Origin of the sequence: Microbacterium sp. LWO13-1.2 (assembly GCF_038397725.1) — a bacterium.
In the GTDB taxonomy this organism is placed as follows: Bacteria; Actinomycetota; Actinomycetes; order Actinomycetales; family Microbacteriaceae; genus Microbacterium.
Map to the genome: position 1 here is coordinate 2,470,871 of NZ_CP151634.1, position 22,185 is coordinate 2,493,055.

The 22,185-nt window shown below is 68.6% G+C and carries 19 protein-coding genes and 1 pseudogene; 7 read left to right on the forward strand and 13 right to left on the reverse strand.

What is annotated here, in order from left to right:
- Nucleotides 1-7: 7 nt before the first annotated feature.
- The 6 genes and pseudogenes from MRBLWO13_RS11635 to MRBLWO13_RS11660 form a co-directional block, all read right to left on the reverse strand.
- Nucleotides 8-1,162 carry a mannitol-1-phosphate 5-dehydrogenase gene (locus tag MRBLWO13_RS11635; RefSeq protein WP_341978364.1) on the reverse strand — a complete coding sequence of 385 codons (1,155 nt, stop codon included), beginning with the start codon at nt 1,160-1,162 and terminating at the stop codon, nt 8-10.
- Nucleotides 1,162-1,593, reverse strand: a complete 432-nt coding sequence (locus tag MRBLWO13_RS11640; RefSeq protein WP_341974162.1) for a PTS sugar transporter subunit IIA — start codon at nt 1,591-1,593, stop codon at nt 1,162-1,164. Before MRBLWO13_RS11640 ends, MRBLWO13_RS11635 begins: the two co-directional genes overlap by 1 nt.
- Entirely contained in the window at nt 1,593-3,224 is a 1,632-nt protein-coding gene (locus MRBLWO13_RS11645; protein WP_341974163.1) for a PTS mannitol transporter subunit IICB, read from the reverse strand. The genes MRBLWO13_RS11640 and MRBLWO13_RS11645 overlap by 1 nt, the downstream gene beginning before the upstream one ends.
- The gene (ptsP, locus tag MRBLWO13_RS11650; RefSeq protein ID WP_341974164.1) at nt 3,221-4,918 is read right to left on the reverse strand and encodes a phosphoenolpyruvate--protein phosphotransferase; all 1,698 of its coding nucleotides are present in this window, start codon (nt 4,916-4,918) and stop codon (nt 3,221-3,223) included. The genes MRBLWO13_RS11645 and ptsP overlap by 4 nt, the downstream gene beginning before the upstream one ends.
- Nucleotides 4,915-5,196: an HPr family phosphocarrier protein gene (locus MRBLWO13_RS11655; protein ID WP_341978366.1), complete on the reverse strand. Its 282-nt coding sequence runs from the start codon at nt 5,194-5,196 to the stop codon at nt 4,915-4,917. The genes ptsP and MRBLWO13_RS11655 overlap by 4 nt, the downstream gene beginning before the upstream one ends.
- 105 nt (nt 5,197-5,301) lie before the next feature.
- A pseudogene (locus tag MRBLWO13_RS11660) lies at nt 5,302-5,628 on the reverse strand (hypothetical protein); the annotation flags it as partial.
- Nucleotides 5,629-5,678: 50 nt separating this feature from the next.
- Here MRBLWO13_RS11660 and MRBLWO13_RS11665 point away from each other — a divergent pair.
- Complete coding sequence (locus tag MRBLWO13_RS11665; protein ID WP_341974165.1) at nt 5,679-7,601, forward strand: PTS sugar transporter subunit IIA; 1,923 nt, start codon at nt 5,679-5,681, stop codon at nt 7,599-7,601.
- Nucleotides 7,602-7,606: 5 nt separating this feature from the next.
- On the opposite strand, the gene MRBLWO13_RS11670 is transcribed toward MRBLWO13_RS11665, so the two are convergent.
- From MRBLWO13_RS11670 to MRBLWO13_RS11680, 3 genes are read right to left on the reverse strand one after another with little or no spacing between them, the layout of a single operon-like run.
- Nucleotides 7,607-7,870, reverse strand: a complete 264-nt coding sequence (locus MRBLWO13_RS11670) for an HPr family phosphocarrier protein (RefSeq protein WP_341974166.1) — start codon at nt 7,868-7,870, stop codon at nt 7,607-7,609.
- A 4-nt stretch (nt 7,871-7,874) separates the two neighbouring features.
- Nucleotides 7,875-9,545, reverse strand: a complete 1,671-nt coding sequence (locus MRBLWO13_RS11675) for a phospho-sugar mutase (RefSeq protein ID WP_341974167.1) — start codon at nt 9,543-9,545, stop codon at nt 7,875-7,877.
- Nucleotides 9,542-10,375, reverse strand: a complete 834-nt coding sequence (locus MRBLWO13_RS11680; RefSeq protein WP_341974168.1) for a purine-nucleoside phosphorylase — start codon at nt 10,373-10,375, stop codon at nt 9,542-9,544. The genes MRBLWO13_RS11675 and MRBLWO13_RS11680 overlap by 4 nt, the downstream gene beginning before the upstream one ends.
- Nucleotides 10,376-10,432: 57 nt before the next feature.
- On the opposite strand from MRBLWO13_RS11680, the gene MRBLWO13_RS11685 reads away from it, so the two are divergent.
- Nucleotides 10,433-11,872, forward strand: a complete 1,440-nt coding sequence (locus tag MRBLWO13_RS11685) for an NAD(P)H-quinone dehydrogenase (protein ID WP_341974169.1) — start codon at nt 10,433-10,435, stop codon at nt 11,870-11,872.
- Between the two features lie 46 nt (nt 11,873-11,918).
- On the opposite strand, the gene MRBLWO13_RS11690 is transcribed toward MRBLWO13_RS11685, so the two are convergent.
- On the reverse strand, nt 11,919-13,685 hold the full coding sequence (locus tag MRBLWO13_RS11690) for a biotin carboxylase N-terminal domain-containing protein (RefSeq protein ID WP_341974170.1): 1,767 nt from the start codon (nt 13,683-13,685) through the stop codon (nt 11,919-11,921).
- A 78-nt stretch (nt 13,686-13,763) separates the two neighbouring features.
- The gene (locus MRBLWO13_RS11695) at nt 13,764-14,438 is read right to left on the reverse strand and encodes a Maf family protein (RefSeq protein ID WP_341978368.1); all 675 of its coding nucleotides are present in this window, start codon (nt 14,436-14,438) and stop codon (nt 13,764-13,766) included.
- 23 nt (nt 14,439-14,461) lie between these two features.
- Here MRBLWO13_RS11695 and MRBLWO13_RS11700 point away from each other — a divergent pair, with 23 nt between their 5' ends.
- The 5 genes from MRBLWO13_RS11700 to MRBLWO13_RS11720 all read left to right on the forward strand — a co-directional run bounded on the left by MRBLWO13_RS11700 (nt 14,462) and on the right by MRBLWO13_RS11720 (nt 20,097).
- Nucleotides 14,462-15,700, forward strand: coding sequence for a TRAM domain-containing protein (locus MRBLWO13_RS11700; RefSeq protein ID WP_341974171.1), 1,239 nt, complete (start codon nt 14,462-14,464; stop codon nt 15,698-15,700).
- 31 nt (nt 15,701-15,731) lie between these two features.
- Nucleotides 15,732-16,394 carry a response regulator transcription factor gene (locus MRBLWO13_RS11705; protein ID WP_341974172.1) on the forward strand — a complete coding sequence of 221 codons (663 nt, stop codon included), beginning with the start codon at nt 15,732-15,734 and terminating at the stop codon, nt 16,392-16,394.
- Nucleotides 16,384-17,619, forward strand: a complete 1,236-nt coding sequence (locus MRBLWO13_RS11710; RefSeq protein ID WP_341974173.1) for an ATP-binding protein — start codon at nt 16,384-16,386, stop codon at nt 17,617-17,619. The genes MRBLWO13_RS11705 and MRBLWO13_RS11710 overlap by 11 nt, the downstream gene beginning before the upstream one ends.
- Nucleotides 17,616-18,626: a hypothetical protein gene (locus MRBLWO13_RS11715; protein WP_341974174.1), complete on the forward strand. Its 1,011-nt coding sequence runs from the start codon at nt 17,616-17,618 to the stop codon at nt 18,624-18,626. The genes MRBLWO13_RS11710 and MRBLWO13_RS11715 overlap by 4 nt, the downstream gene beginning before the upstream one ends.
- A 271-nt stretch (nt 18,627-18,897) precedes the next feature.
- Complete coding sequence (locus MRBLWO13_RS11720) at nt 18,898-20,097, forward strand: ROK family transcriptional regulator (RefSeq protein WP_341974175.1); 1,200 nt, start codon at nt 18,898-18,900, stop codon at nt 20,095-20,097.
- A 232-nt stretch (nt 20,098-20,329) separates the two neighbouring features.
- On the opposite strand, the gene MRBLWO13_RS11725 is transcribed toward MRBLWO13_RS11720, so the two are convergent.
- Both MRBLWO13_RS11725 and MRBLWO13_RS11730 read right to left on the reverse strand, forming a co-directional pair.
- Nucleotides 20,330-20,572: an acyl-CoA carboxylase subunit epsilon gene (locus MRBLWO13_RS11725; protein ID WP_341974176.1), complete on the reverse strand. Its 243-nt coding sequence runs from the start codon at nt 20,570-20,572 to the stop codon at nt 20,330-20,332.
- Nucleotides 20,569-22,167 (reverse strand): acyl-CoA carboxylase subunit beta, encoded by a 1,599-nt coding sequence (locus tag MRBLWO13_RS11730; protein ID WP_341974177.1) that lies wholly within the window; start codon nt 22,165-22,167, stop codon nt 20,569-20,571. The genes MRBLWO13_RS11725 and MRBLWO13_RS11730 overlap by 4 nt, the downstream gene beginning before the upstream one ends.
- Nucleotides 22,168-22,185: the final 18 nt, after the last annotated feature.

A 22,185-nucleotide genomic window follows, 5' to 3' on the forward strand; every position in this document is an offset into this window, starting at 1 on the left:
CGGGCGCTCAGGAGCGGAGAACCTCCTGGCGCGCGGCGACGGCGTCCCGGATCGAGGGGAACAGCGGATGCTCCGGATCGAGTCCGGTGACATCGGTCACGAACCCGATCGCATCGAGCGACCGCAACTTCTGCTGAAGTTCCATGGACTGCTCATCCTGGGCGTCGTCGAAGTCGAGTGCCGCGGCCACCGCCGCCACCAGCGCGACGGTCGGGAGTTCGCGCTCCGCCGCCATCGATGCGGGACCGATGAACCGCTCGTGACGCGACAGCTTGCGCAGCGGCTGGCGGCCGACCCGCTGCACGGTGTCGACGAGCGCCGGATTGCGGAACCGGTCGAGGATCTTCGTCCGATATCCAGCAAGTTCGGCCGGATCCAGTCCGTGTTCGGCGACGAGCACCGCCGAGGTCTCCTCCAGCGCGGCCGACACCTGAGCGGCGATCTGCGGGTCGGCGAGAGCATCTGAGATCCGCTCGATTCCGGCTCGAGCGCCGAAATAGGCGGTGGCGGCATGCCCGGTGTTCACGGTGAACAGCTTGCGTTCGATGAACGGTCCGAGCTCATCGACGAAATGCGCCCCAGGGATGCTCGGCAGCGCTCCGGCGAACGGTGCGGACTCGATCGCCCATTCGAAGTACGGCTCGACGGTGACGTCCACGCCGGAACCGGCCGGCTGCGCCGGCACGATCCGGTCGACCGCCGTGTTCGCGAACACCGCGCGGGCGAGGAGCGCCGGCGCCTCCGCTCCCGCCGCCTTCTCGATCTCGGCACGCAGCGTGTCAGTGGCGCCGATCGCGTTCTCGCACGCCATCACCTGCAGCGGCGCGGAGTCGGGGGAGCGCTTCGCGAGTCCGGCGACGATCGCCGGTGCCACGAAGCGCAGCACGGTCGGGCCGACCGCGGTGGTGACGACGTCCGCCGTGGCGATCTCCTCGACTGTCGCGTCCGGGTGCACCCGGCTGTTCACCGCACGGAACCCGGTGACGACATGATCGACCCCACCGGGTCCCGCCTCGTGCACGGTATAGCTGTCGACGTCGTTGATCGCGTCGACCAGGGCGTCGGCGACGTCGGAGAAGACGACCTCGTACCCGCCTTCGTGCAGCAGCAGGCCGACGAACCCACGGCCGATGTTGCCCGCACCGAAGTGGACCGCCTTCATCACCCGTTCACATCCGCGAGCAGAGCATGGAGCTCCTCGGGAGTCTGCGCCGCGGCGAGCTTGGCGACCTCGTCATCGTCGGAGAAGATGATCGCGATCTGGGACAGGATCTCCAGATGTTCGTCGCCGCGCCCGGCGATGCCGATGACGAACGTCACCGGATCGCCGGCCCAGTCGACGCCGCCGTCGTAGCGCACGACGGACAGTGCCGACGCAAGGATCAGTTCCTTGGTCTCGTTGGTGCCGTGCGGGATGGCGAGTCCGTTGCCCATATACGTGGAGACGGTGTCTTCGCGCTGACGCATCGCGTCGACATACGCCGGCGCCACAGCACCCGCTGAGACGAGGATGTCGGTCGCCTCCTGGAGGGCGGCCTCCTGCGTGGCGCCTCCCGTGTGGATACGGATCTGATCGATGGTGAGAACGCTCATCATGCTTCCTCTCGCTGTCGGCGGACCATTTCGACGACCTCTTCGTATTGCGGGGCATTCATGAAGTTGTCGACCGAGACGTGGGTCGAGTTCGGCGACTGGGCCTTGGCGCGATCGGTCAGCTGCTGCTGGGTGATCACCACATCGGCGGTGCCGTCCAGATTCGCGATCGCCTGGTTCGTGACCGTGACGCCCTCGACGCCCGCCTTCTTGAACTTGTTGCGCAGCACGCTCGCGCCCATCGCGGAGGACCCCATGCCCGCATCGCAGGCGAACACGATGTGCGAGATCGAAGCGGTGGCCGTCGTGATGGGTGCCCCGGTCGCGGCTGCTGCGGGAGCAGCGGATGCCGCGGAGCCGCGCAGCGCGTCCATCGCCGCCGACGACTTGCCCTTGTTCGCTTCGGTCTGCGCGATCGCGGCGCCGAAGGTGTCGCCCTCGGCAGCGAGGTCGCGTCTGCGAGAGCCCCGCAGGATCACGGCGGTGATCAGGAACGTCACAGTGGCGGCGATGGCGACAGACAGGTAGACGACCACGAGGTTGCCGACGCCGGGACCGACGGCGGCCGCCGTCACGGCGATGATGCTTCCCGGTGCGGCGGGGAACGCCAGGCCGCCTCCGAGGAGCATGTTCGTGGTGACACCCGACGCTCCGCCGGCGATCAGTGCGAGGATCGTGGTCGGCTTGCTCAGCGCATACGGGAAATAGATCTCGTGGATGCCGCCGAAGAACTGGATGATCGCCGCTCCCGGTGCCGAGGCCTTGGCCACGCCCACTCCGAAGAACGTGAAGGCGAGCAGCAGGCCGAGTCCGGGGCCGGGGTTCGCCTCGATGAGGAAGAGGATCGACTTGCCGGTCTCCGTGGCCTGCTCGATGCCCAGGGGCGTGAAGACGCCGTGGTTGATGGCGTTGTTCAGGAACAGCACCTTCGCCGGTTCGACGATGATCGACACCAGCGGCAGCAGCTGCAGCGTGACCAGCCAATCGACCGCTGCACCGAGAACGGCGCTGATGCCGAGCATCACCGGGCCGAAGGCGAAGAAGCCGACGATCGCCAGGATCATACCGAGGATTCCGGCGGAGAAGTTGTTCACGAGCATCTCGAAGCCGGGGCGGATCCGTCCGTCCCAGAGCCGATCCATCTGCTTCGTGATCCATGCCGCGAGCGGTCCCATGATCATGGCACCGAGGAACATGGGGATGTTCGTTCCGACGATCACACCCATCGTCGCGATGGTGGCGACGACGCCGCCCCGTTCGCCGTAGACCATGCGACCGGCGGTGTTGGCGATCAGGAGCGGCAGCAGGTAGGTGACCATCGGGCCGACCAGTCCGACGTACGCGAAGAAGTTGCCCCCATCGCCCTCGGCCACGGCCGTCATGGCGCCCTGCCAGCCGATGGTGGCGGAGTCGCCGCCGCCGCCGATGATCTCGGCGATCGGGGCCCAGTGCCAGCCGAAGGGACTGTTCGCACCGAAGAATCCGGCGGGGATGAACAGCATGGTGATGAAGCCCCAGGCGATGAACGCCGCGATGTTGGGCATGATCATGCCGGACAGGAACGTGCCGAAGCGCTGCACTCCCGTTCGGAGGCCACTCGCTCTGGTGGCGGTTGCTGACGTCGTCGTCATGATGTCGTCTCTTTCTCGTGTGAGTTCGGGTGGGAAGGGAGGGCAGTCGCAGCCGCGGCCACGGCGTTGCGGGCGCCGGCGGCGTCATCTGCGGCCAGAGCGATCTCGGCGAGACTCCTGGCCTCGTCGAGGGTGCGTGTGGAAAGCACCTGGCGGACGTCCGCCAGCGCCGAGGGAGCCATCGACAGGCTCGTGGCGCCGAGCCCGATGAGGACGACGGCGAGCAGCGGATCGGCAGCCGCCTCGCCGCAGATGCCGACCGGTTTGCCGGCGCGGGCACCGGCATCACCGACTTCACGGACGAGCCGGAGCACTGCGGGGTGCCAGGGGTCCTGGAAGCCGGCCACGGAGCCGAGCATCCGATCGGCGGCCATCGTGTACTGCGTCAGATCGTTGGTGCCGATCGAAGCGAAGTCCGCATGGGCGAGTACGCGATCGGCGAGCAGAGCGCTCGCGGGGACCTCGACCATGACGCCGGCCGTCTTCAGCCCGTATTCACGGGCGAGCGTCGTGAAGTACTCGGTCTCCTCGACGGTGGTCACCATCGGAGCCATCACCCACAGATCGGCGTCGGTCAGCGCGTCGGCCTCGGCGAGAGCCGTGAGCTGTTCGCGCAGGATGTCTTCACTCGCGCGCAGGGCGCGAAGTCCGCGCAGGCCGAGGGCGGGGTTCTCCTCGTGCGCGTCGTTGAGGAATGCCAGCGGCTTGTCGGCGCCGGCATCCAGCATCCGCACGACGACCTTCTTGCCGGGGAAAGCGGCCAGGAGCTCGCGATAGGACCCCCGCTGCTGTTCGATCGTCGGTGCCTGCGAGGCGGACAGGAACAGGAACTCGGTGCGGAACAGTCCGACGCCCTCGGCCCCGCGGGCGACGGCGTCCGCCGCATCGGCCGGCTTGCCGAGATTCGCGAGCAGGGCGACCGGCGTGCCGTCGGCCAGCATGCCGGGAGTGGGGGGCAGCGTCTCGGCAGATGCTCGTTCACTGGCCCGCTCGGCGGCGCGAGCCCGCTCCGCATCGGTCGGATCGACGGTGACCACCCCGGCAGCAGCATCCACGATCACGACGCTCCCCGTCTGCAGGTGCGCGGCGTCCGCAGCGCCGACGATCGCGACGATGCCCTTCTCCCGCGCCAGGATCGCGGTGTGCGAGGTCGGGCCCCCGTCGGAGGTCACCAGAGCGAGAACCTGATCCAGCTTCAGGAGGGCGGTGTCGGCGGGCGCCAGGTCACGGGCGACCAGGACGAAGGGATGTCCGGGATCGGGGACACCGGGAGCTGCGACACCGCGCAGATGGGCGAGCACCCGCTGTGCGATGTCGTCGAGGTCGGCGGCGCGCTCACCGAGGTAGCCGCCGACGGCCTCGAGGGTGGCTCGGAAGCCGGCAAAGGCGTCGTGCACAGCCCACTCCGCGGTCGCCCCCGCATCGATCCGGCTGTCGACCTCGTCCTGGAGTGTGGGGTCCTCGGCGATCATCGCCTGAGCCTCGAGCACCTCCTGGGCGGAGCCGCCTGCCGTCTCGCCGCGCTCGTTGAGTTCTCGTGCGACGATCGCGACGGCATCCCTCGCTCGCGCACGCTCCGATTCCGCACCGACGCCGCTCGGCACGTTCTCCGGTGCGGCCAGGGCCTCCGCCATCCGCACCACCGGACCCTGCGCGACGCCCAGACCGATTCCGACCCCGCGGAGCTCGCTCATTCGGCAGCGGCCTGGTCGTGGTCCGTCGTGAGAAGCTCGGTCAGGATGTCCAGCACGCCTTCCGCGCCGTCGCCATCCGCCGTCAGGGTGACGTAGTCGCCGTGTTCGACGGCCAGGGAGATCACGCCGAGGATGCTGGCGGCGTTGACGGCCTTCCCCGAGTCCTTCGCGATCGTCACGGGAATCCCCGCGTCCTTGGCGGCCTGCGCGAAGAGCTTCGCGGGGCGGGCGTGCAGCCCATGTGAGGAGCCGATCCTGACGGTGCGTACAGCGGTCATGGTTGTTCCTTTCGTGGTGTGCCTGGCAGCGGCGATGGCCGCCTGGGCGAGTGCGAGTGTGCGCACGCCGTCGCGATCGGCGAAGACATCGGCGGGAAGGAGGACGACCGGTGCCTGAGCGCGGTTGCGAACTGCGGACAGACGGTCGGCGAGGTGAGGCCCGACGAGGACGAGGTCGTGGCCGCCGGGGGCAACGGTGTGCTCCATGCCCGCGGACGCGTCCCAATCGAGACCCGCCGCGACTGCGGCCCTTCGGAGTCGCTGAGCGACGAACGTGCTCGACGCGCCGGCGCCGCACACCACGAGGATCTTCATCGATGCCACCTTCCTGAGAACAGTCTGGGAAACGAGGCCGATGGTGCGCCAACAGGTTCCTTTCCGCCCCTGCGGAACCCCGCCTCCGCCCCGGGGGCTGCGGCTTGCTGTCATCATGGAGGCACGTCAGGACAGTGCGGTCAGCACGTGAGGGAAGAGGAGGGACGATGTCGCGGCAGCGCCAGGACCTGCTCCTGACCTCGCTGCTGCGCCAGGAGACCTGGTCGACGGCCGGAAGCCTCGCCGATCTGATGGGCGTCACTCCGCGCAGCATCCGCTCTTACGTCTCGGCGCTGAACGGCCGTACCCGCGACGCGGACGCTGTCGAATCCGGCCCTGCCGGATATCGCGCAGGTCCCGGTGCGCTGGACGCTCTGCGCAGCCGTCAGGCACGGGAATCCGCGCCTCGGGACCGGATGCATGCACTGGTGCGCACGCTGCTCGATCTGCCGGCTGGCATCGACGTCTTCGAAACGGCCGAAGAGCTCCATGTCAGTGAGGCGACGCTCGAGGCGGACCTCGCGAGGGTGCGCGGCCTGCTCGACGGCACCGACCTCACCCTGGAGCGCGATCGGGAGACCGTGCGGCTGCGTGGCAACGAGGCGGCCCAGCGGCGCCTGCTCAGCAGGCTTGCACACGATGAGATGGATGCCGCGTCATTCCATCCCGAGACGTTCCGCCGGGCTCTGGCAGGGAATGCCGTCGCCGCGCATGCGGTCGGACCGTTCAAATCCGCGTTGGTGCGTGAACTGGGCGAACTCGGCTACTACGTGAACGAGCTCGCGATCTCGGACGTGCTGCTGCACATCGCGATCGCTGCGGACAGGGTCGCCGCCGGGCACGCGCTCGAAGCAGGCCCCACCAGCGTCAGGCAGGAGATCCCGAGGGTCGGCGCGGTCATCGCTCGCCTCGCAGGCGAGCACTTCGGCGTCGCGCTGGGGGAGGGCGACAGCGATCACCTGGCCTCGCTCGTGCTCACGCGCATCGTGGCCCCCGGGGAGGATGCGACGCGCGAAGTCGCCCGCAGCGGAGTGGATCCGGCTGTGGAGGCCGCTGTGCGGGCGGAGATCATGCGGGCGGCAGAGGACTATCAGGTGGACCTCGTCGATGAAGCCTTCGTGCTGCGACTCGCCCTGCACGTGCAGAACCTGCTGCGACGCGCGGAGGAGAGCGCGTTGACGCGCAACCCGCTCACGCGATCGCTCAAGACGTCGTATCCGATGATCTTCGAGGTCGCCGTCTCGATCGCCAGCGGTCTGCACGACCGGCTCGGCACGCCGATTCACGACGATGAGATCGCCTACGTCGCCATGCACGTCGGCGGGCGGCTGGAACGGAGCCGGAAGGGCGAGTCGATTCTCACGGCGACGATCGTCTGCCCCGGGTATCACGAGCTTCAGGAGCTGCTGCGCTCGAGCGTCGACCGCTCGCTGGGGTCGGCCATCGAGGTCACGAGCGTGGTGACGAACGTGGACCCGGACTGGTCGGCGCTCGGCACGGACCTCGTGCTCAGCACGATCGAGCCGGGACTCGCCGCCGATCGCTTCGTGCGCATCCAGCCCTTCCTGAGCGACGCGGACGTCGATCGCATCCAGCAGGCGGCCGGCCGCGTGCGGAGAGGACGCCGGCTGACGAGACTTCGCGGCGAACTCGCCCGGTACTTCCACGCCGACGCATACGTCTATCCGCTTCCCGATGACGGCGAGGAGGCGATCATCCGCCGACTCGGCGGCCTCTTGATCGAGGCCGGACTGATCGGTGACGACTACGTCGAGAACACGATCCTGCGGGAGCAGATGTCATCGACCGCGTTCACCGACGCGCTCGCGGTGCCGCACGCCCTGCAGATGACGGCGACGAGGACGGCGATCGCGATCGGAGTCGCCGAGGGCTCAGTCGCGTGGGGAGAGGGACGCGTGCGCGTGGTCGCGCTCGCCGCGTTCAGCGAAGACGATCGCGCCGCATTCCAGACCGTGTTCGAGCAGCTCGTCGAGGTCTTCAGCGAACAGGAGAGCGTGCAGCGCATCGTGCGTCGAGGCACGAGCTTCGAGTCGTTCCTCGACGAGCTCGTCGCCGTGATCGACGGCTGAGCCGACTACTTCCGCGGATCGAGCACCGCGGCCAGGGTGTCGAGCACCGTGGCCGCACCGGTCGACTCCGCGGTCTCCAGGGTCACGACGTCGCCGGGAGCGAGCGCGAGGTCCATCATGGCGAGCACGCTGCTCAGATCGACCACCGCACCCGTCGCAGTGCGCAGCGTCACCGGGCGATCGTGAGCCTGCGCGAGGCGCACGAGCTCGGCCACGGGTCGAGCGTGCACGCCGTTGTGCGCGCTGATGATCACCTGTCGGCTCAGCATGATGCTAGGAGCGCTCCTCCAGCAGGATGCGAACGCCGGCCTCGAGGTCGGCGACAGCACTCGACGCCTGCTCGGCGGATTCACCGCGGGTGTCGAGGTACACCTTGAGCTTCGGTTCGGTGCCACTCGGACGCACGATGACCCGCGACCCGTCGGACATCCGGTAGCGCAGCACGTCACCGGACGCCTCGCCGGGGCCCGCTTGCAGCAGATCCTCTGCCGACGCGATCGCGTGCGCGCCGATGTGCGTCGGTGGCAGCGTCCGCAGCGACAGCATGACGTTCGAGATGACCGAGAGGTCGTCGACCCGCACCGAGACCTGACCGCTCGCGAAATGGCCGTAGGTGTCTCCGAGTTCGGCGACCAGGGTCGCCAGCGTCGCGCCGCGCTCGCGGGCTTCGGCCGCGAGTCCGAGGATCGCGATCGCGGCGGAGATGCCGTCCTTATCGCGCACCGTCTCCGGGTTCACGAGGTAGCCGAGGGCTTCCTCGAAGCCGAAGACCAGGCCCGGTGCGCGGGAGATCCACTTGAAGCCGGTGAGCGTCTCGTGGAAGTCGAGGCCATGGTGGGCGGCGACGGCCGCGAGACCAGGGGAGGAGACCAGAGAGCACGCCAACGCGGCGCCGGGCGTCCCGGCGGCGTCCCGCGCGGCGCGGGCGCCGAGCAGCAGGCCGACCTCATTGCCGGTGAGGCGGCGCCAGCCGCCGTCTGCGGACTCGTCCGGGATCGCGACGGCCAGACGATCCGCATCCGGGTCGTTCGCGAGAATGAAGTCCGCGTTCACCCGACGCGCCGTGGCGAACGCCAGATCCATAGCCCCGGGTTCTTCCGGGTTCGGGAAGGAGACCGTGCGGAAGGTCGCGTCCGGCGACAGCTGTTCGTCCACGATGGCGGGCTGCGGGTATCCGGCCTGTGCGAGGATCCGCGAGAAGGTCTCCCAGCCCACGCCGTGCAGCGCTGTGTACACCCACGACATCCCGGCCGCCCCGGCGGGTGCCGGGGCCACGGCGGAGGTCGCGGCGATGTACGCGTCGACGATGTCCTCCGAGGCCGTCTCGTACCCGGTCGAACGGGGGAGTGCGCCCACATCACCGGCATCCGCGACTCGCTGGATGGCCGCAGCGATATCGGCATCGGCGGGGGCGACGATCTGCGAGCCGTTGTCCGCGCCGCCGAGATAGACCTTGTACCCGTTGTCGTTCGGCGGGTTGTGGCTCGCGGTGACCATCACGCCGGCATCCGCACCGAGGTGGCGCACGGCGAACGCGAGCACGGGGGTGGGCAGCAGCCGCGGCAGCAGGATCGCACGGAGCCCGGCACCGGCGAACAGTTCGGCGGAGTCCGCGGCGAAGATCCGCGAGTTGCGCCGGCCGTCGTATCCGATCACGACGGTCGGCGTGCCGCCGTGCGCGCGGGCGCGGAGATACGCGGCGAATCCGGCGGCGGCCTGTGCGACGAGCACGCGGTTCATCCGGTTGCTGCCGGCGCCCAGCTCACCGCGGAGCCCAGCCGTGCCGAAGGCGAGGCGGGTGCTGAAGCGGTCGTCGAGGTCGGCGGCGGCGATGTCGTCGCCGCCGGCCGCCCGCGTGATGAGCGCGGCGAGTTCGTCGCGGGTCTCGTGGTCGGGATCCTGGCGCAGCCAGGCGCGCGCCTCGTCGATGCGCTGCTCGTTCACAGGGCCTCCACGACGCGGGCCAGGAGGGCCGAGATCACCGGTTCGGCCTCGCGCCCTGCCTCGATCACCTCGGCATGGCTGAGCGGCGACTGCTGGATGCCGGCCGCGAGGTTCGTGATGAGCGAGAACCCGAGGATCTCCATCCCGGCCTCACGGGCCGCGATCGCCTCGAGCGCCGTCGACATGCCGACGATGTCGCCGCCGATCGCCTTCGCCATCTGCACTTCGGCCGGCGTCTCGTAGTGCGGCCCGCGGAACTGGCAGTACACGCCCTCATCGAGCGACGGATCGACGGTGTGGGCAATATCGCGCAGGCGCTTCGAATACAGGTCGGTGAGGTCGATGAAGGTGGCGCCCTCGAGCGGCGAATCGGCCGTGAGGTTGATGTGGTCGCTGATCAGGACGGGCTGGCCGGGCTTCCAGGTCTCGCGGATGCCGCCGGCGCCGTTGGTCAGCACCATGATCCGAGCACCCGTGGCGGCGGCCGTGCGCACACTGTGCACGACCCGGCGCACGCCGTGGCTCTCGTAGTAGTGCGTGCGCGCGCCGATCACGAGGACGTTCTTGCCGTCGGGGGTGCGGATGCTGCGCAGGGTGCCGACATGACCTTCCAGGGCCGGCTTCGAGAACCCGGTGACCTCGGTCGCCGGGATCGTCGCGATGGTCTCGCCGATGATGTCGGCTGCTTTGCCCCAGCCGCTGCCGAGCGTGAGGGCGATGTCGTGCTTCTCGACGCCGCTCAGCCGCGCGATGTCGGCTGCGGCGAGGGCCGCGACCTCGAAGGGGTTCGCGTTCGGGGCGTCGAGAGGGTTGCTGTGTGTTTCGGGCATGGATCCACTCTAGGAACCTGCGGGCTTGCGGGCCAGGATTGCGGAAGAATAGAGATCATGTCTTCCACCACATTCGAGCGCACTCAGCGCGTCGCCGTCCTCGGCGGCGGTCCCGGCGGTTACGAGGCGGCTCTTGCAGCCGCGCAGCTCGGAGCCGAGGTGACCCTGGTGGAGCGTGTCGGCGTCGGCGGATCCGCGGTGCTGACCGACGTCGTGCCGTCGAAGAGCCTGATCGCCACGGCCGATGCGGCCGTCGCCATCTCCGAGGCGACCGACCTGGGCGTGCAGTTCTTCGCGAAAGGCGAGAACGGGAAGCCTCTCAAGCCCGAGATCGCCATCAATCTGGCGGCGGTGAACAAGCGTCTCCTGGCTCTGGCCGGACAGCAGTCGGAGGATATGCGCAACACGCTGCTCGAGGCGGGCGTCCGCATCCTCTCCGGCCACGGACGACTGGAGGGTCCGAACGCGCTCGTCGTCTCGACCGGCCCCGGCGGCACGGACTTCGATCGCGTCGAGGCCGACACCCTCGTGATCTCCGTCGGCGCATCGCCGCGCGAACTCGACTCGGCCAAGCCCGACGGCAAGCGCATCCTCACCTGGACGCAGCTCTACGACATGAAGGCGCTTCCCGAGCACCTCATCGTGGTCGGCTCCGGTGTCACCGGCGCCGAGTTCGCGTCCGCGTACATGAACCTCGGCGCGAAGGTCACCCTGATCTCCAGTCGCGACCAGGTTCTCCCCGGTGAGGACCAGGATGCTGCGCGCGTGCTCGAGAAGGTCTTCAAGCGCGGCGGGATGCAGGTTCTCTCCAAATCCCGTGCCGACAGCGTCGAGACCACCGCGACGGGCGTGCTTGTGACGCTGTCCGACGGGCGCACCGTTGAGGGCAGCCACTGCCTGATGGCGGTCGGATCGATTCCGAACACGGCGGGGATCGGTCTCGAGGAGGCGGGCGTTGAATTGGACGAGTCCGGCCACGTGCGCGTCAACCGGGTCGCGCGCACCTCGGTGCCGAACGTCTACTCGGTCGGTGACTGCACGAACTTCTTCCCGCTGGCCTCGGTGGCCGCGATGCAGGGGCGCACAGCAGTGTTCCACGCGCTCGGCGACATCGTCATTCCGCTCGAGCTGCGCAAGATCACCTCGAACATCTTCACCGCCCCTGAGATCGCGACGGTCGGCTTCTCCGAGAAGGACGTCGAGGACGGCGCAGCGGACGGCATCGTCTACAAGCTGCCGCTGGCGGCGAACCCGCGGGCGAAGATGATGGGTATCAAGGACGGCTTCGTCAAGATCATCGCGCGGAAGGGATCGGGCACGGTGATCGGCGGCGTGATCGTGGCGCCGAAGGCCTCAGAACTGATCTACCCGATCGCGTTGGCCGTCGAAAGGCGTCTCAACGTCGATCAGGTCTCGCGCGTGTTCGCGGCGTACCCTTCGCTGTCCGGGAGCATCACGGACGCCACCAGGGCGATGCACCTGGTCAACATCAGTTGAAGCATGCGAAAGGCGCCCCACCGAAGTGGGGCGCCTTTCGCGTATGTCAGCTGATGGTCAGAAGCTGGTGCCCCGCGGCGACCGTCGTGCCGGCCTCGGCGTTGATGGTGCCGATGGTGCCGTCCTTGTGCGCCTGCAGCGGCTGCTCCATCTTCATCGCCTCGAGCACGACCACCAGGTCGCCCTTGACGACCTGCTGGCCCTCTTCGACGGCGATCTTGACGACGGTGGCCTGCATCGGCGACTTGACCGCATCGCCGGCGGCACCGGCGTTCACGGTCGTCGCGTGGCTGCGGCGCGACGGCGGCACGGCAGCCGGACGCCCGGCGGTGCCCGCGGCCGCGGCGACCCGATCGGGCAGGCTCACCTCGAGGCGCTTGCCAGCGACCTCGACGACGACGGTGTGGCGACCGGGGCCGGTGGACGGTGCCTCCAGCTCGCCGTCCCACGCGGGGATGTCGTTCACGAACTCGGTCTCGATCCAGCGGGTGAAGATGCCGAAGCGGCCGTCTTCCGCGGTGAAGGCGGGATCGCGGACCACCTTGCGGTGGAACGGGAGCACCGTGGGAAGGCCCGCGACCTCGAACTCGTCGAGGGCGCGGCGGGCACGCTCCAGTGCTTCCTCCCGGTCCTTTCCGGTGACGATGATCTTGGCGAGCAGCGAGTCGAACGCACCCGAGACGGAGTCCCCGGCGGTGACGCCGGAGTCGAGGCGGATGCCGGGGCCGCCGAACGTCTTGAAGACGTGGATCGGTCCGGGCTGGGGGAGGAAGCCGCGACCGGGGTCCTCGCCGTTGATACGGAACTCGATCGAGTGCCCGACCGGCGTCGGGTCGTCGTAATCGATGGTGCCGCCGCTCGCGATGCGGAACTGCTCGCGCACCAGATCGATGCCGGTGACCTCTTCGGAGACCGGGTGCTCGACCTGGAGTCGGGTGTTCACCTCGAGGAACGAGACGGTGCCGTCCGCACCGATCAGGAACTCACAGGTGCCGGCGCCGACGTAGCCGACCTCCTTGAGGATGGCCTTGGACGCCGCGTACAGCTGGCTGTTCTGCTCCTCGGTGAGGAACGGCGCCGGCGCCTCCTCGACGAGCTTCTGGTGGCGGCGCTGCAGCGAGCAGTCGCGCGTCGAGATGACGACGACGTTGCCTTCGGCATCCGCCAGGCACTGGGTCTCGACGTGGCGCGGCTTGTCGAGATACTTCTCCACGAAGCACTCGCCGCGTCCGAACGCGGTGATCGCCTCACGCGTCGCCGAGTCGAACATCTCAGCCACCTCGTCGAGTTCGCGGGCGACCTTCAGGCCGCGACCGCCGCCGCCGTAGGCAGCCTTGATCGCGATCGGCAGGCCGAACTCCTTCGCGAACGCGATGACCTCGTCGGCCGATTCGACGGGGCCGGGGGTGCCCGGTGCGAGGGGGGCTCCGACCTTCTCGGCGACATGCCGTGCGGTGACCTTGTCGCCGAGCGACTCGATCGCGTCGGGAGAGGGGCCGATCCAGATCATGCCGGCGGCGATGACCGCCCGCGCGAATTCGGCGTTCTCGGCGAGGAAGCCGTAGCCGGGGTGCACGGCATCGGCGCCGGCGCGACGCGCGATCGAGAGGATCTTGTCGATCTGCAGGTAGGTCTCGGCACTCGTCGCGCCGCCCAGGGCATATGCCTCGTCGGCCAGTCGGGTGTGCAGTGCATCCCGGTCCTGGTCGGCGTAAACGGCGACGGAGGCGATCCCGGAATCACGGGCTGCGCGGATGATGCGTACGGCGATCTCGCCGCGGTTGGCGACGAGCACCTTGGCGATAGCAGGCATGGTTGCCAGCCTAGCGAGAACGGACGCGATCGTTTTGACGACTCTCCACAAGAAAGGGGCGAGAACGTGGAGGAGAGTCTACGAGTCCGATTCCGGTCCTTGAGCCGGTCGTGCGGACCACAGGTCGGTCCACACGACGCCCAGTTCGGCGGCGAGGAGGCGCACCGTCGACAGCGACATGCCGACCACCGTCGAGGGGTCCCCGTCCACCCGCGTGATGAACGCTCCGCCGAGGCTGTCCACCGTGAACGCGCCGGCCACGTGCAGCGGCTCGCCGGAGGCGACGTAGGCGGCGATCTCCTCGTCGCCGATGTCGTCGGCGAAGGTGACCGCGGCATCGGCGACCGCCGTCGCTTCACGGTGTCCGGCTCCCGGCGAGATGCGGAACACGGAGTGCCCGGAGTGCAGGACGCCGGTCGCGCCGCGCATCTCCTGCCAGCGCCGAGTCGCCTCCTCCGGCGTGTACGGCTTGCCGTAGACGCGGCCGCCGAGCTCGAACATCGAGTCGCCGCCGATCACGATGCCGTCGAACGCCGGATCCAGCGTCGTGATGCGGTTCGCGACATCGGCCGCTTTCGCCCGCGCGAGCAGGAGAACCAGCTCCCCGGGAGGAAGCTCGGCGCCGCGCTCAGCGGCCGCGGCGGCGGCAACGGCATCCTCATCGACCTCCGGGGCGAGTGTCAGCGGCTCGATCCCGGCCTGACGCAGCAGCATGAGTCGGGCAGGGGAGGTGGATGCCAGGCAGACGCGCATGTTCTCCACCGTATCCTCGAATAATGACTTCTCCCTCAGCCGGCCTGCTCGACCTCGATATCACCGGCATCGCACACGGCGGCACGTTCATCGCCCGCCACGAAGGCCGCGTGGTGTTCGTCTCCGACGCGATCCCGGGCGAGCGGGTGCGCGCGCGCCTGCTCGACCCCAAGGAGGGGGGCGAGGACAAGCGGAGCTTCTGGCGTGCGGAGACGGTCGAGGTGCTCGAGGCATCCCCGCACCGACGCCCGCACGTCTGGGCAGAGGCAGATGTCTCTCGGGACCCCGCCGATCGTCCTGGTGGCGCGGACCTGGGGCACATCGAACTGGCACACCAGCGCATCCTGAAGCGTCAGGTGCTCAGCGAGGCGCTCGAGAAGTTCGCAGGTTCCGGTCTGGAAGCGCCAGAGGTGGAAGCCGTCGACGCCGGTGACGGGACCGGATGGCGCACCAGGATGACGTTGCACGTCGACGATGCGGGACGCGTCGGGCCGTACGCCGCGCGCAGTCACCGGGTCATCCCGGTGACCTCGTATCCGCTCGCGCGACCTGTCGTGGCCGCCGCAGCCCTCGACCTGCGCGATGCGAAGTTCGGTCGGATCGACCTCGTGGAGCCGGCGGACGGCCAAGTCCGCGTGATCCGCAAGGTCGACACCGGCCGGCGCCCACCCCGGGGCAGCGACAAGCGGGCGGCTCCGGAGATCGTGCGCGAGCGCGTCGGCGGACGGAGCTTCCAGGTCGACGCAGGCGGGTTCTGGCAGGTGCACTCGCAGGCGGCCCCCGTGCTCGACGGCGCAGTGCGTGAGCTCCTCGCCGGACGGGTCGACCCCTCCGCCACGCACTTCGACCTGTACGGCGGCGTCGGACTCTTCGCTGCGACGCTCGCAGACCTCGGCGCCACGGACATCGTGACCGTGGAATCCAGCCGCCGTGCGACCATGCAGGCTCGGGAGAACCTCGAGCCCCTGGACGTCACAGCCGTGACCGCACGAGTCGAGCGGTACCTCGACACCCTGCCCGAGGGGACTTCCGCCGGTGCCGTCGTGCTCGATCCGCCGCGGGCCGGCGCTGGCCGAGCTGTTGTGGACGCCGTGAACGCCCTCGCCCCGACGGCCATCGCCTACGTCGCCTGCGACCCGGTCGCGCTCGCACGCGATCTCGGGACGTTCCGCGGGCACGGATGGCAGGTGACCGAGATGCGCGCGTACGATCTCTTCCCTCATTCGCACCATTTCGAGGTCGTCGCGCTCCTCCAGCGCTGACGAGGCGTCAGCGCTGGAATAGGCTGAACGCATGAGCAGGGTCGCACTGATCGATGATCACGAGTCCGTTCGTCTCGGACTCGAGGCGGCGTGCTCACGTGATGGAGGCCAGACCGTGGTCTTCTCCGGCAGTTCCGTGCGCGCGTACCTGGACTGGCGAGGAGCCACCGGCTCCGCGCCGGCGGACGTGGTCGCCCTCGATCTGACGCTCGGCGATGGCACGACCGTCACCGAGAACGTGACAGCTCTGGTCGCCGACGGAGCGAGCGTCGTCATCCACAGTGTGGCCGACCGCCCGGACGCGGTGCGCGAGGCGCTGGCGGCGGGCGCGGTCGGCATTGTCAGCAAGTCCTCCCCGCTGGATGACGTGCTCGATGCGATCCGCACCGTCGCCAACGGCGAGGCGCTGAACAACGTCGAGTGGGCGAGCGCAGTCGACGGCGACCGCGACTTCGCCGACGCGCAACTCTCCCGTCGGGAGCGCGACGTGCTGCGCCTCTACGCGACCGGGCTGCCGCTGAAAGCCGTGGCGGAGCGGCTGGGCGTCGCCTATTCGACGGCGAAGGAGAACCTCTCCCGGATTCGAGTGAAGTACGTCGTGGTGGGACGCCCGGCGCCGACCAAGCTCGACCTGGTGCGGCGCGCCGTGGAGGACGGGATCCTGCCGGCCGACAGGTCGCCGCATGTCAGCTGACACGCTGAGCATCCGCGAGGCGTGGAACCAGATTCCGTCTCCTGGCGCTGCGGAGGCGGAGTTCGAGCGCTTCACCGGCAAGCGCATGGAGCGCATCCTCGCGATCGTGGTGGCGATCGGCTCCGCCGTGCTCGGGGCGCAGGCGCTGATCTCAGCCATCAGCACGATCTCGCGTGTCGACGCCCCGCGCGTCGTCATGCTCCTGGTGGTCTTCGTCCCACTGGCGGTGATGCTCCTCGCCTGTGTGCTCGGGCGGGGTGTGCGCATCGCGTCCGGTTCGTTCGCGATCGCCTACGTCGCGGCACTCGCGGCCTGGCCGTTGGTCGTCGATCCCGCAGCGAAGGGCGCGGGCGAACAGCCGTGGATCTTCTTCCTGGTGAATGTCGGAGTGGTCGCAGCGATGCTGGCGTTCCCGCTCTGGTTGCAGCTCACGTGGGCGATCGGCGTGCCCGTCGTCTACGGCTACGTCCGTCTTGTGCAGGGCGGGTTCTCCAGCGAGTTCTGGGTGAAGACCGCCTTCGACTTCTCCTTCACGCTGATCCTCGGCATCGTGATCATCTCGCTCGGATGGATGTTCCGCTCGGTCGCCGCAGGAGTCGACGACGCGCGCGGCCGTGCGGTGTCGTCCTATGCCGCAGCGGCGGCTGCGGCGGCTGCCGAGGAGGAGCGCGTCGCCATGGCGGCGCTCATGCACGACAGCGTGCTGGCCGCGCTGATCGCCGCGGAGCGCTCCGAAGGGGAGCGAGCCCGCGATCTTGCCGTCGGCATGGCCCGCGAGGCGCTCACCAGGCTCGCCAACACCGAGGCGGCTGTGGCCCAAGAGGGCAGTGACGAGCCGGTGGCGACCGCGCAGATCGTCATCGAGTTGCGCAGGGCGCTCTCCGAACAGGGAGTGGATGCCGTCGTCGAGGAGCGCGGGGGGATCGGGCTGATCCCCGGGCGGGTCGCACGTGCGCTCGTGCTCGCCGCGCGTCAATCGATCGGCAACGCTGTTGCGCATGCCAAAGGTCGGGGGCTGCACATCGTGGCCGAGGGTCGTGGCAACGAGGGCATCACCGTCACGATCAGCGACGCGGGTCCCGGATTCGACGTCGATGCGATCGCCGAGGATCGGCTCGGCATCCGGGCCTCGATCTTCGCCAGGATGGCGGGCGTCGCAGGCACGGCCACGATCGATTCGACTCCGCAGGGGACGACCGTGGTGCTCGGCTGGGAGCGGACGTGAACTGGACCGTGCGCAGCGTCGCGACGTCTCTTGCCGTCGGCTTCGCCATGTACTTCGCAGCCAGAGGGGTGTGGTGGATCGAACAGCCGACCGCCCCGCTCCTGATGGTCGCGGCGATCGCGCTGTATCTCCTCGTCGTGAACATCGCGATTCTGGGGGAGTCTGCGGCGAGCGTGAGAATGCCGTTGTGGTCGGCGATCTTCGCTCTGGGCGCCAGTCTGCTCATCCCGACTCTGGTCACGCTGTCGCTTGACCCGACGTCGTACACGGCGCCGTTCGCGACGTGGTACATCGGCGGACTGGGTGTCCTGGGGGTCGTCTGCATCGTGCGTCGACGCTTCCTGTTCGGATGGTTGATCCTGCTGGCCCTCATCGTGTCGTCGGCGACCCATCTCGGCCTCATCGTCTCGCTCAATCTCGGGCTGGTCGGCTCGATCATGTGGATAGTGATCGCTCGATTGCTGGTGATGTTCTGGGATCGTGCCGTGCGCGATACGGAACGACTGGCTGACATCCAGCAGGCCGTGTCGGCGTGGCATGCGACGCAGGAGGTGCGCCAGCGCGAGCGGCGGGTGCGAACGCAGTTCGCCTTGGCGGTCGCTGGTCCCGTGCTCAGCCGAGCCGTCGCTTCTCGTGGTGTGCTCACGGAGGGCGAGCGCATGGAGGCGCGGCTGGCCGAGGGCCGCCTGCGCGACGAACTGCGCGGAGCCGACCTCCTCAACGACGCCGTCAGGGATGCGATCAGCGAGGTGCGGCGTCGTGGTGTCGTGGTGACCGTGTTCGACGAGGGCGGACTCGATGACATCGGCGAGAACCGTCGTGCTCAGATCAGAGACGAGCTCGCCGGCGTCCTGGCCAGTGCGAGCGCCGGTCGTCTGATCATCAGGGCCGCTCGTGATCAGCGCACCGCGGTCACGATCGTCGGACGGGCAGGATCTGCCGGTTCGAACGATGACGACCTCGTCGACCTGTGGCACGAGATCCCGCGCGAGAACGCACCGGAATAAGAAGTGGCGAGGGGTGGCGGATTCCGCCTACCCCTCGCCGTGCGGTCAGTTACCCGAAAACTGTCCGCTGGTGGCCGATCAGCGTCTGTCTACCCTGGGACAAAGAGACCAGCCGAACGCGAAGCGTCTCGTCAAGTCTGCGCGATTGTCGAGTACTTGTCTGTAGGTATTTCGGGGGACAAATCGCCGACGCCGATTCGGAGATACGGATCCGCACCCGATGGGGGAAGATTGGACGATGGGCACGCGACGCGGCACGAATCTCCCAAGGATGGGCGACTTCAATCAATCGGTCATCCTCGAAGCTATACGCCGTTCCGGCGAGGGGCTCAGCCGGATCGAACTCGCGGACGCGACGGGGCTGTCGGCGCAGACGGTCACCAACATCACTCGGCGGCTGATCGAAGACGGCCTCATCGCCGAGGCGGGTCGGATCATCAACGGCCCTGGCAAGCCGAGGATCACGCTGCGCCTGAACGCGGAGAGCCACTTCTCGGTCGGGGTGCATCTGGACCCGGCCGTGATGACCTTCGTGCTCTTGGATCTCACCGGTCGTGTGGTCGGCAGGATGACGAAGCGTACGCCCGACAAGGACCCGCGCAGCATCGTCGACGCGATGGCACGGACCATCGACGAACTGATCCAGGAAGCGGGGATCGACAGAGCCCTGGTCGCCGGCGTCGGGATCGCCGCTCCCGGACCGCTGGATGCGGAGATGGGGACGGTGATCGATCCGCCGAAGCTGCTGGGCTGGCACCGTGTTCCGCTGCGGAGCGTCCTCGAAGAGGCGACCGGCCTCCCGGTCATGCTGGAGAAGGACACGACCGCGGCGGCGGTCGGAGAGCTGTGGACCGGGCACGGGCCCGCGGACGACTCGTTCGTGTTCGTCTATCTCGGCACCGGTATCGGAGCCGCACTGGTGCGAGGCGGCGAAGTCGTGGGCGGAAGCTCCAGGAACTTCGGCGAGATCGGGCACATCATCGTCGACACCGAGGGTCCGTCGTGTTCCTGTGGTGCGCGGGGCTGCGTCGAGGTGGTCTGCACCCCGCAGGCGATCGTGGAGCAGGCAGAACGGGCCGGCGTCTTCCGGGACGACCGGGAAGGGACCGACGTGGAGACGCTGGACGAGCGGTTCACGCAGCTGTGCGAGCGAGCCTCAGCTGGTGACGTCACCGCTGTCCACGTGCTGCGCGAGGCGGCGCGGCGGCTGTCGGTCCTCATCGCCGCCCTGACCAACGTGCTCGACGTCGATCGGGTCGTGCTGGGTGGTCCGTTCTGGGCGCGGCTCTCAGAGGTGTATCTGCGTGAGCTTCCGGTGCAGCTCGAGCGACGCAGCGCGACGCGCGCCATTCGATCCCTCCCGGTCGCCGGAACCATCGTCGGCGACGACGTCGGGGCTGTGGGAGCTGCATGCGTCGTGCTCGATTCGGTCCTGACGCCCCGCGCCTCGGACCTCCTGCTGGAGGAGTGAGCGGCGACGTCTCGCGAGCACGCCCGGCGTCTTCGAGAAAACCCTTGACAGGGTTATGTCTAATCGATGTAGTATTTTTGTAGCTTCTCTGGAGGGAGAGCCGGGCACCGATGGGGGTCGAGCCCGGCGGGAGCCTGGGGCTCCCGAAGCTGTCGCCCGACTTGCGGGCGACAGTGGTCCGTGTGATCCGTGAGCTGGGGGCTCACGGATCACCGATCACCCCGTGCAGCGATCAGCCCGAGTAGCGGCCCCACGGAATATCGCGTCGGAGCGGCGTGCGCAGTGAGCGCTGAGTGCGCGTCCACGCGGAGACATGCGGCTCCTCGGCGACAGCCGTCGCCGCCTCACCCGCGTAGGCATCACTGATCACCGCGACGAGAGCGGCGAGTTCCTCCTCGGAGGCGGTGCCGCGGATGATCTCGACCGACGGCGGCTGCTCGTCCGACGAATCGGCTGGTGGCGTCTGCGCGGTCACAGCGGAATGTTCCCGTGCTTCTTCGGAGGCAGCTCGGCCCGCTTGCCGCGGAGGGCGCGGAGCGCCTTGGCGATCGAGACACGGGTGTTGGCCGGCTCGATGATGCCGTCGAGTTCGCCGCGTTCGGCGGCGAGGAACGGCGATGCGACGTCGTACGTGTATTCGTTGGCGAGGCGCGTACGCACGGCGGCGACATCCTCACCGGCCTCCTCGGCCTTCTTGATCTCACCGCGGTAGAGGATGTTGACGGCGCCCTGGCCGCCCATCACCGCGATCTCGGCGGTCGGCCACGCCAGGTTCACATCGGCGCCGAGCTGCTTGGAGCCCATCACGATGTAGGCGCCGCCATAGGCCTTGCGAAGGATGACGGTGACCAGCGGCACGGTGGCCTCGGCATAGGCGTAGAGCAGTTTCGCGCCTCGGCGGATGACGCCTTCCCACTCCTGGTCGGTGCCGGGAAGGTAGCCGGGCACATCGACCAGCGTGACGATCGGGATCGAGAACGCGTCGCAGAAGCGGACGAAGCGGCTGGCCTTCTCGCCGGCCTGGATGTTCAGGGTTCCGGCCATCTGCGAGGGCTGGTTGGCGATGATTCCGACCGAGCGGCCCTCGACCCGGCCGAAGCCGATCACGATGTTCGGGGCGAAGAGCGGCTGCACCTCGATGAAGTCGCCGTCGTCGACCACATGCGAGATGACGACCTTGATGTCGTACGGCTGATTCGCGGAGTCCGGAATGAGAGTGTTCAGCGAACGATCGGCATCCGTCGTCTCGAACTCGAAGGCGCTCTCGTAGGTCGGCAGCTCCGCCATGTTGTTGTCGGGCAGGAAGCTGAGCAGCGTGCGCGCGTAGTCGATCGCGTCGTCCTCGTCTTCCGCGAGGTAGTGCGCGACGCCGGAGCGGGTGTTGTGCGTGTACGCACCACCCAGCTCCTCCATCCCGACGTCCTCGCCGGTGACGGTCTTGATGACGTCCGGCCCGGTGACGAACATCTGACTCGTCTTGTCGACCATGATGACGAAGTCGGTGAGCGCGGGGGAGTACACCGCGCCGCCGGCCGCCGGCCCCATGATGATGGAGATCTGCGGGATGACGCCGGATGCGCGAGTGTTCAAGCGGAAGATCTCGCCGTACTTGCCGAGCGCGACGACGCCCTCCTGGATGCGCGCGCCACCGGAGTCGAGGATGCCGATGCACGGCATCCCCCCGGCAAGGGCGAACTCCATGATCTTGATGATCTTCTCGCCGGCGACCTCGCCCAGGGACCCGCCGAAGGTCGAGAAGTCCTGCGAGTACACGGCCACGGTGCGACCGTGGATGGTGCCGACGCCGGTGACGACGGAATCGCCGTACGGGCGGGAGCGGTCCATGCCGAACGCCGTGGTGCGGTGGCGCACGTACTCGTCGAACTCCACGAAGCTGCCGGGGTCAACGAGCAGCTCGATGCGCTCGCGAGCGGTCATCTTGCCTTTGGCGTGCTGCTTCTCCTTCGCCTTCTCCTCGGCGTCGACGACGGCCTCGGTATAGCGAGCGCGGAGGTCCGCGATCTTGCCGGCGGTGGTAAAGAGGTCGGGCTTGTCCGTCACGGATTCCACACTAGCGTCGGGTCGGGC

Bases quoted from the DNA above. Each gene is read 5' to 3' on its own strand.
- MRBLWO13_RS11635 (WP_341978364.1), bottom strand. From the start codon at position 1,162: ATGAAGGCGGTCCACTTCGGTGCGGGCAACATCGGCCGTGGGTTCGTC.
- MRBLWO13_RS11640 (WP_341974162.1), bottom strand. From the start codon at position 1,593: ATGAGCGTTCTCACCATCGATCAGATCCGTATCCACACGGGAGGCGCC.
- MRBLWO13_RS11645 (WP_341974163.1), bottom strand. From the start codon at position 3,224: ATGACGACGACGTCAGCAACCGCCACCAGAGCGAGTGGCCTCCGAACG.
- ptsP (WP_341974164.1), bottom strand. From the start codon at position 4,918: ATGAGCGAGCTCCGCGGGGTCGGAATCGGTCTGGGCGTCGCGCAGGGT.
- MRBLWO13_RS11655 (WP_341978366.1), bottom strand. From the start codon at position 5,196: ATGACCGCTGTACGCACCGTCAGGATCGGCTCCTCACATGGGCTGCAC.
- MRBLWO13_RS11665 (WP_341974165.1), top strand. From the start codon at position 5,679: ATGTCGCGGCAGCGCCAGGACCTGCTCCTGACCTCGCTGCTGCGCCAG.
- MRBLWO13_RS11670 (WP_341974166.1), bottom strand. From the start codon at position 7,870: ATGCTGAGCCGACAGGTGATCATCAGCGCGCACAACGGCGTGCACGCT.
- MRBLWO13_RS11680 (WP_341974168.1), bottom strand. From the start codon at position 10,375: ATGCCCGAAACACACAGCAACCCTCTCGACGCCCCGAACGCGAACCCC.
- MRBLWO13_RS11685 (WP_341974169.1), top strand. From the start codon at position 10,433: ATGTCTTCCACCACATTCGAGCGCACTCAGCGCGTCGCCGTCCTCGGC.
- MRBLWO13_RS11690 (WP_341974170.1), bottom strand. From the start codon at position 13,685: ATGCCTGCTATCGCCAAGGTGCTCGTCGCCAACCGCGGCGAGATCGCC.
- MRBLWO13_RS11695 (WP_341978368.1), bottom strand. From the start codon at position 14,438: ATGCGCGTCTGCCTGGCATCCACCTCCCCTGCCCGACTCATGCTGCTG.
- MRBLWO13_RS11700 (WP_341974171.1), top strand. From the start codon at position 14,462: ATGACTTCTCCCTCAGCCGGCCTGCTCGACCTCGATATCACCGGCATC.
- MRBLWO13_RS11705 (WP_341974172.1), top strand. From the start codon at position 15,732: ATGAGCAGGGTCGCACTGATCGATGATCACGAGTCCGTTCGTCTCGGA.
- MRBLWO13_RS11710 (WP_341974173.1), top strand. From the start codon at position 16,384: ATGTCAGCTGACACGCTGAGCATCCGCGAGGCGTGGAACCAGATTCCG.
- MRBLWO13_RS11720 (WP_341974175.1), top strand. From the start codon at position 18,898: ATGGGCGACTTCAATCAATCGGTCATCCTCGAAGCTATACGCCGTTCC.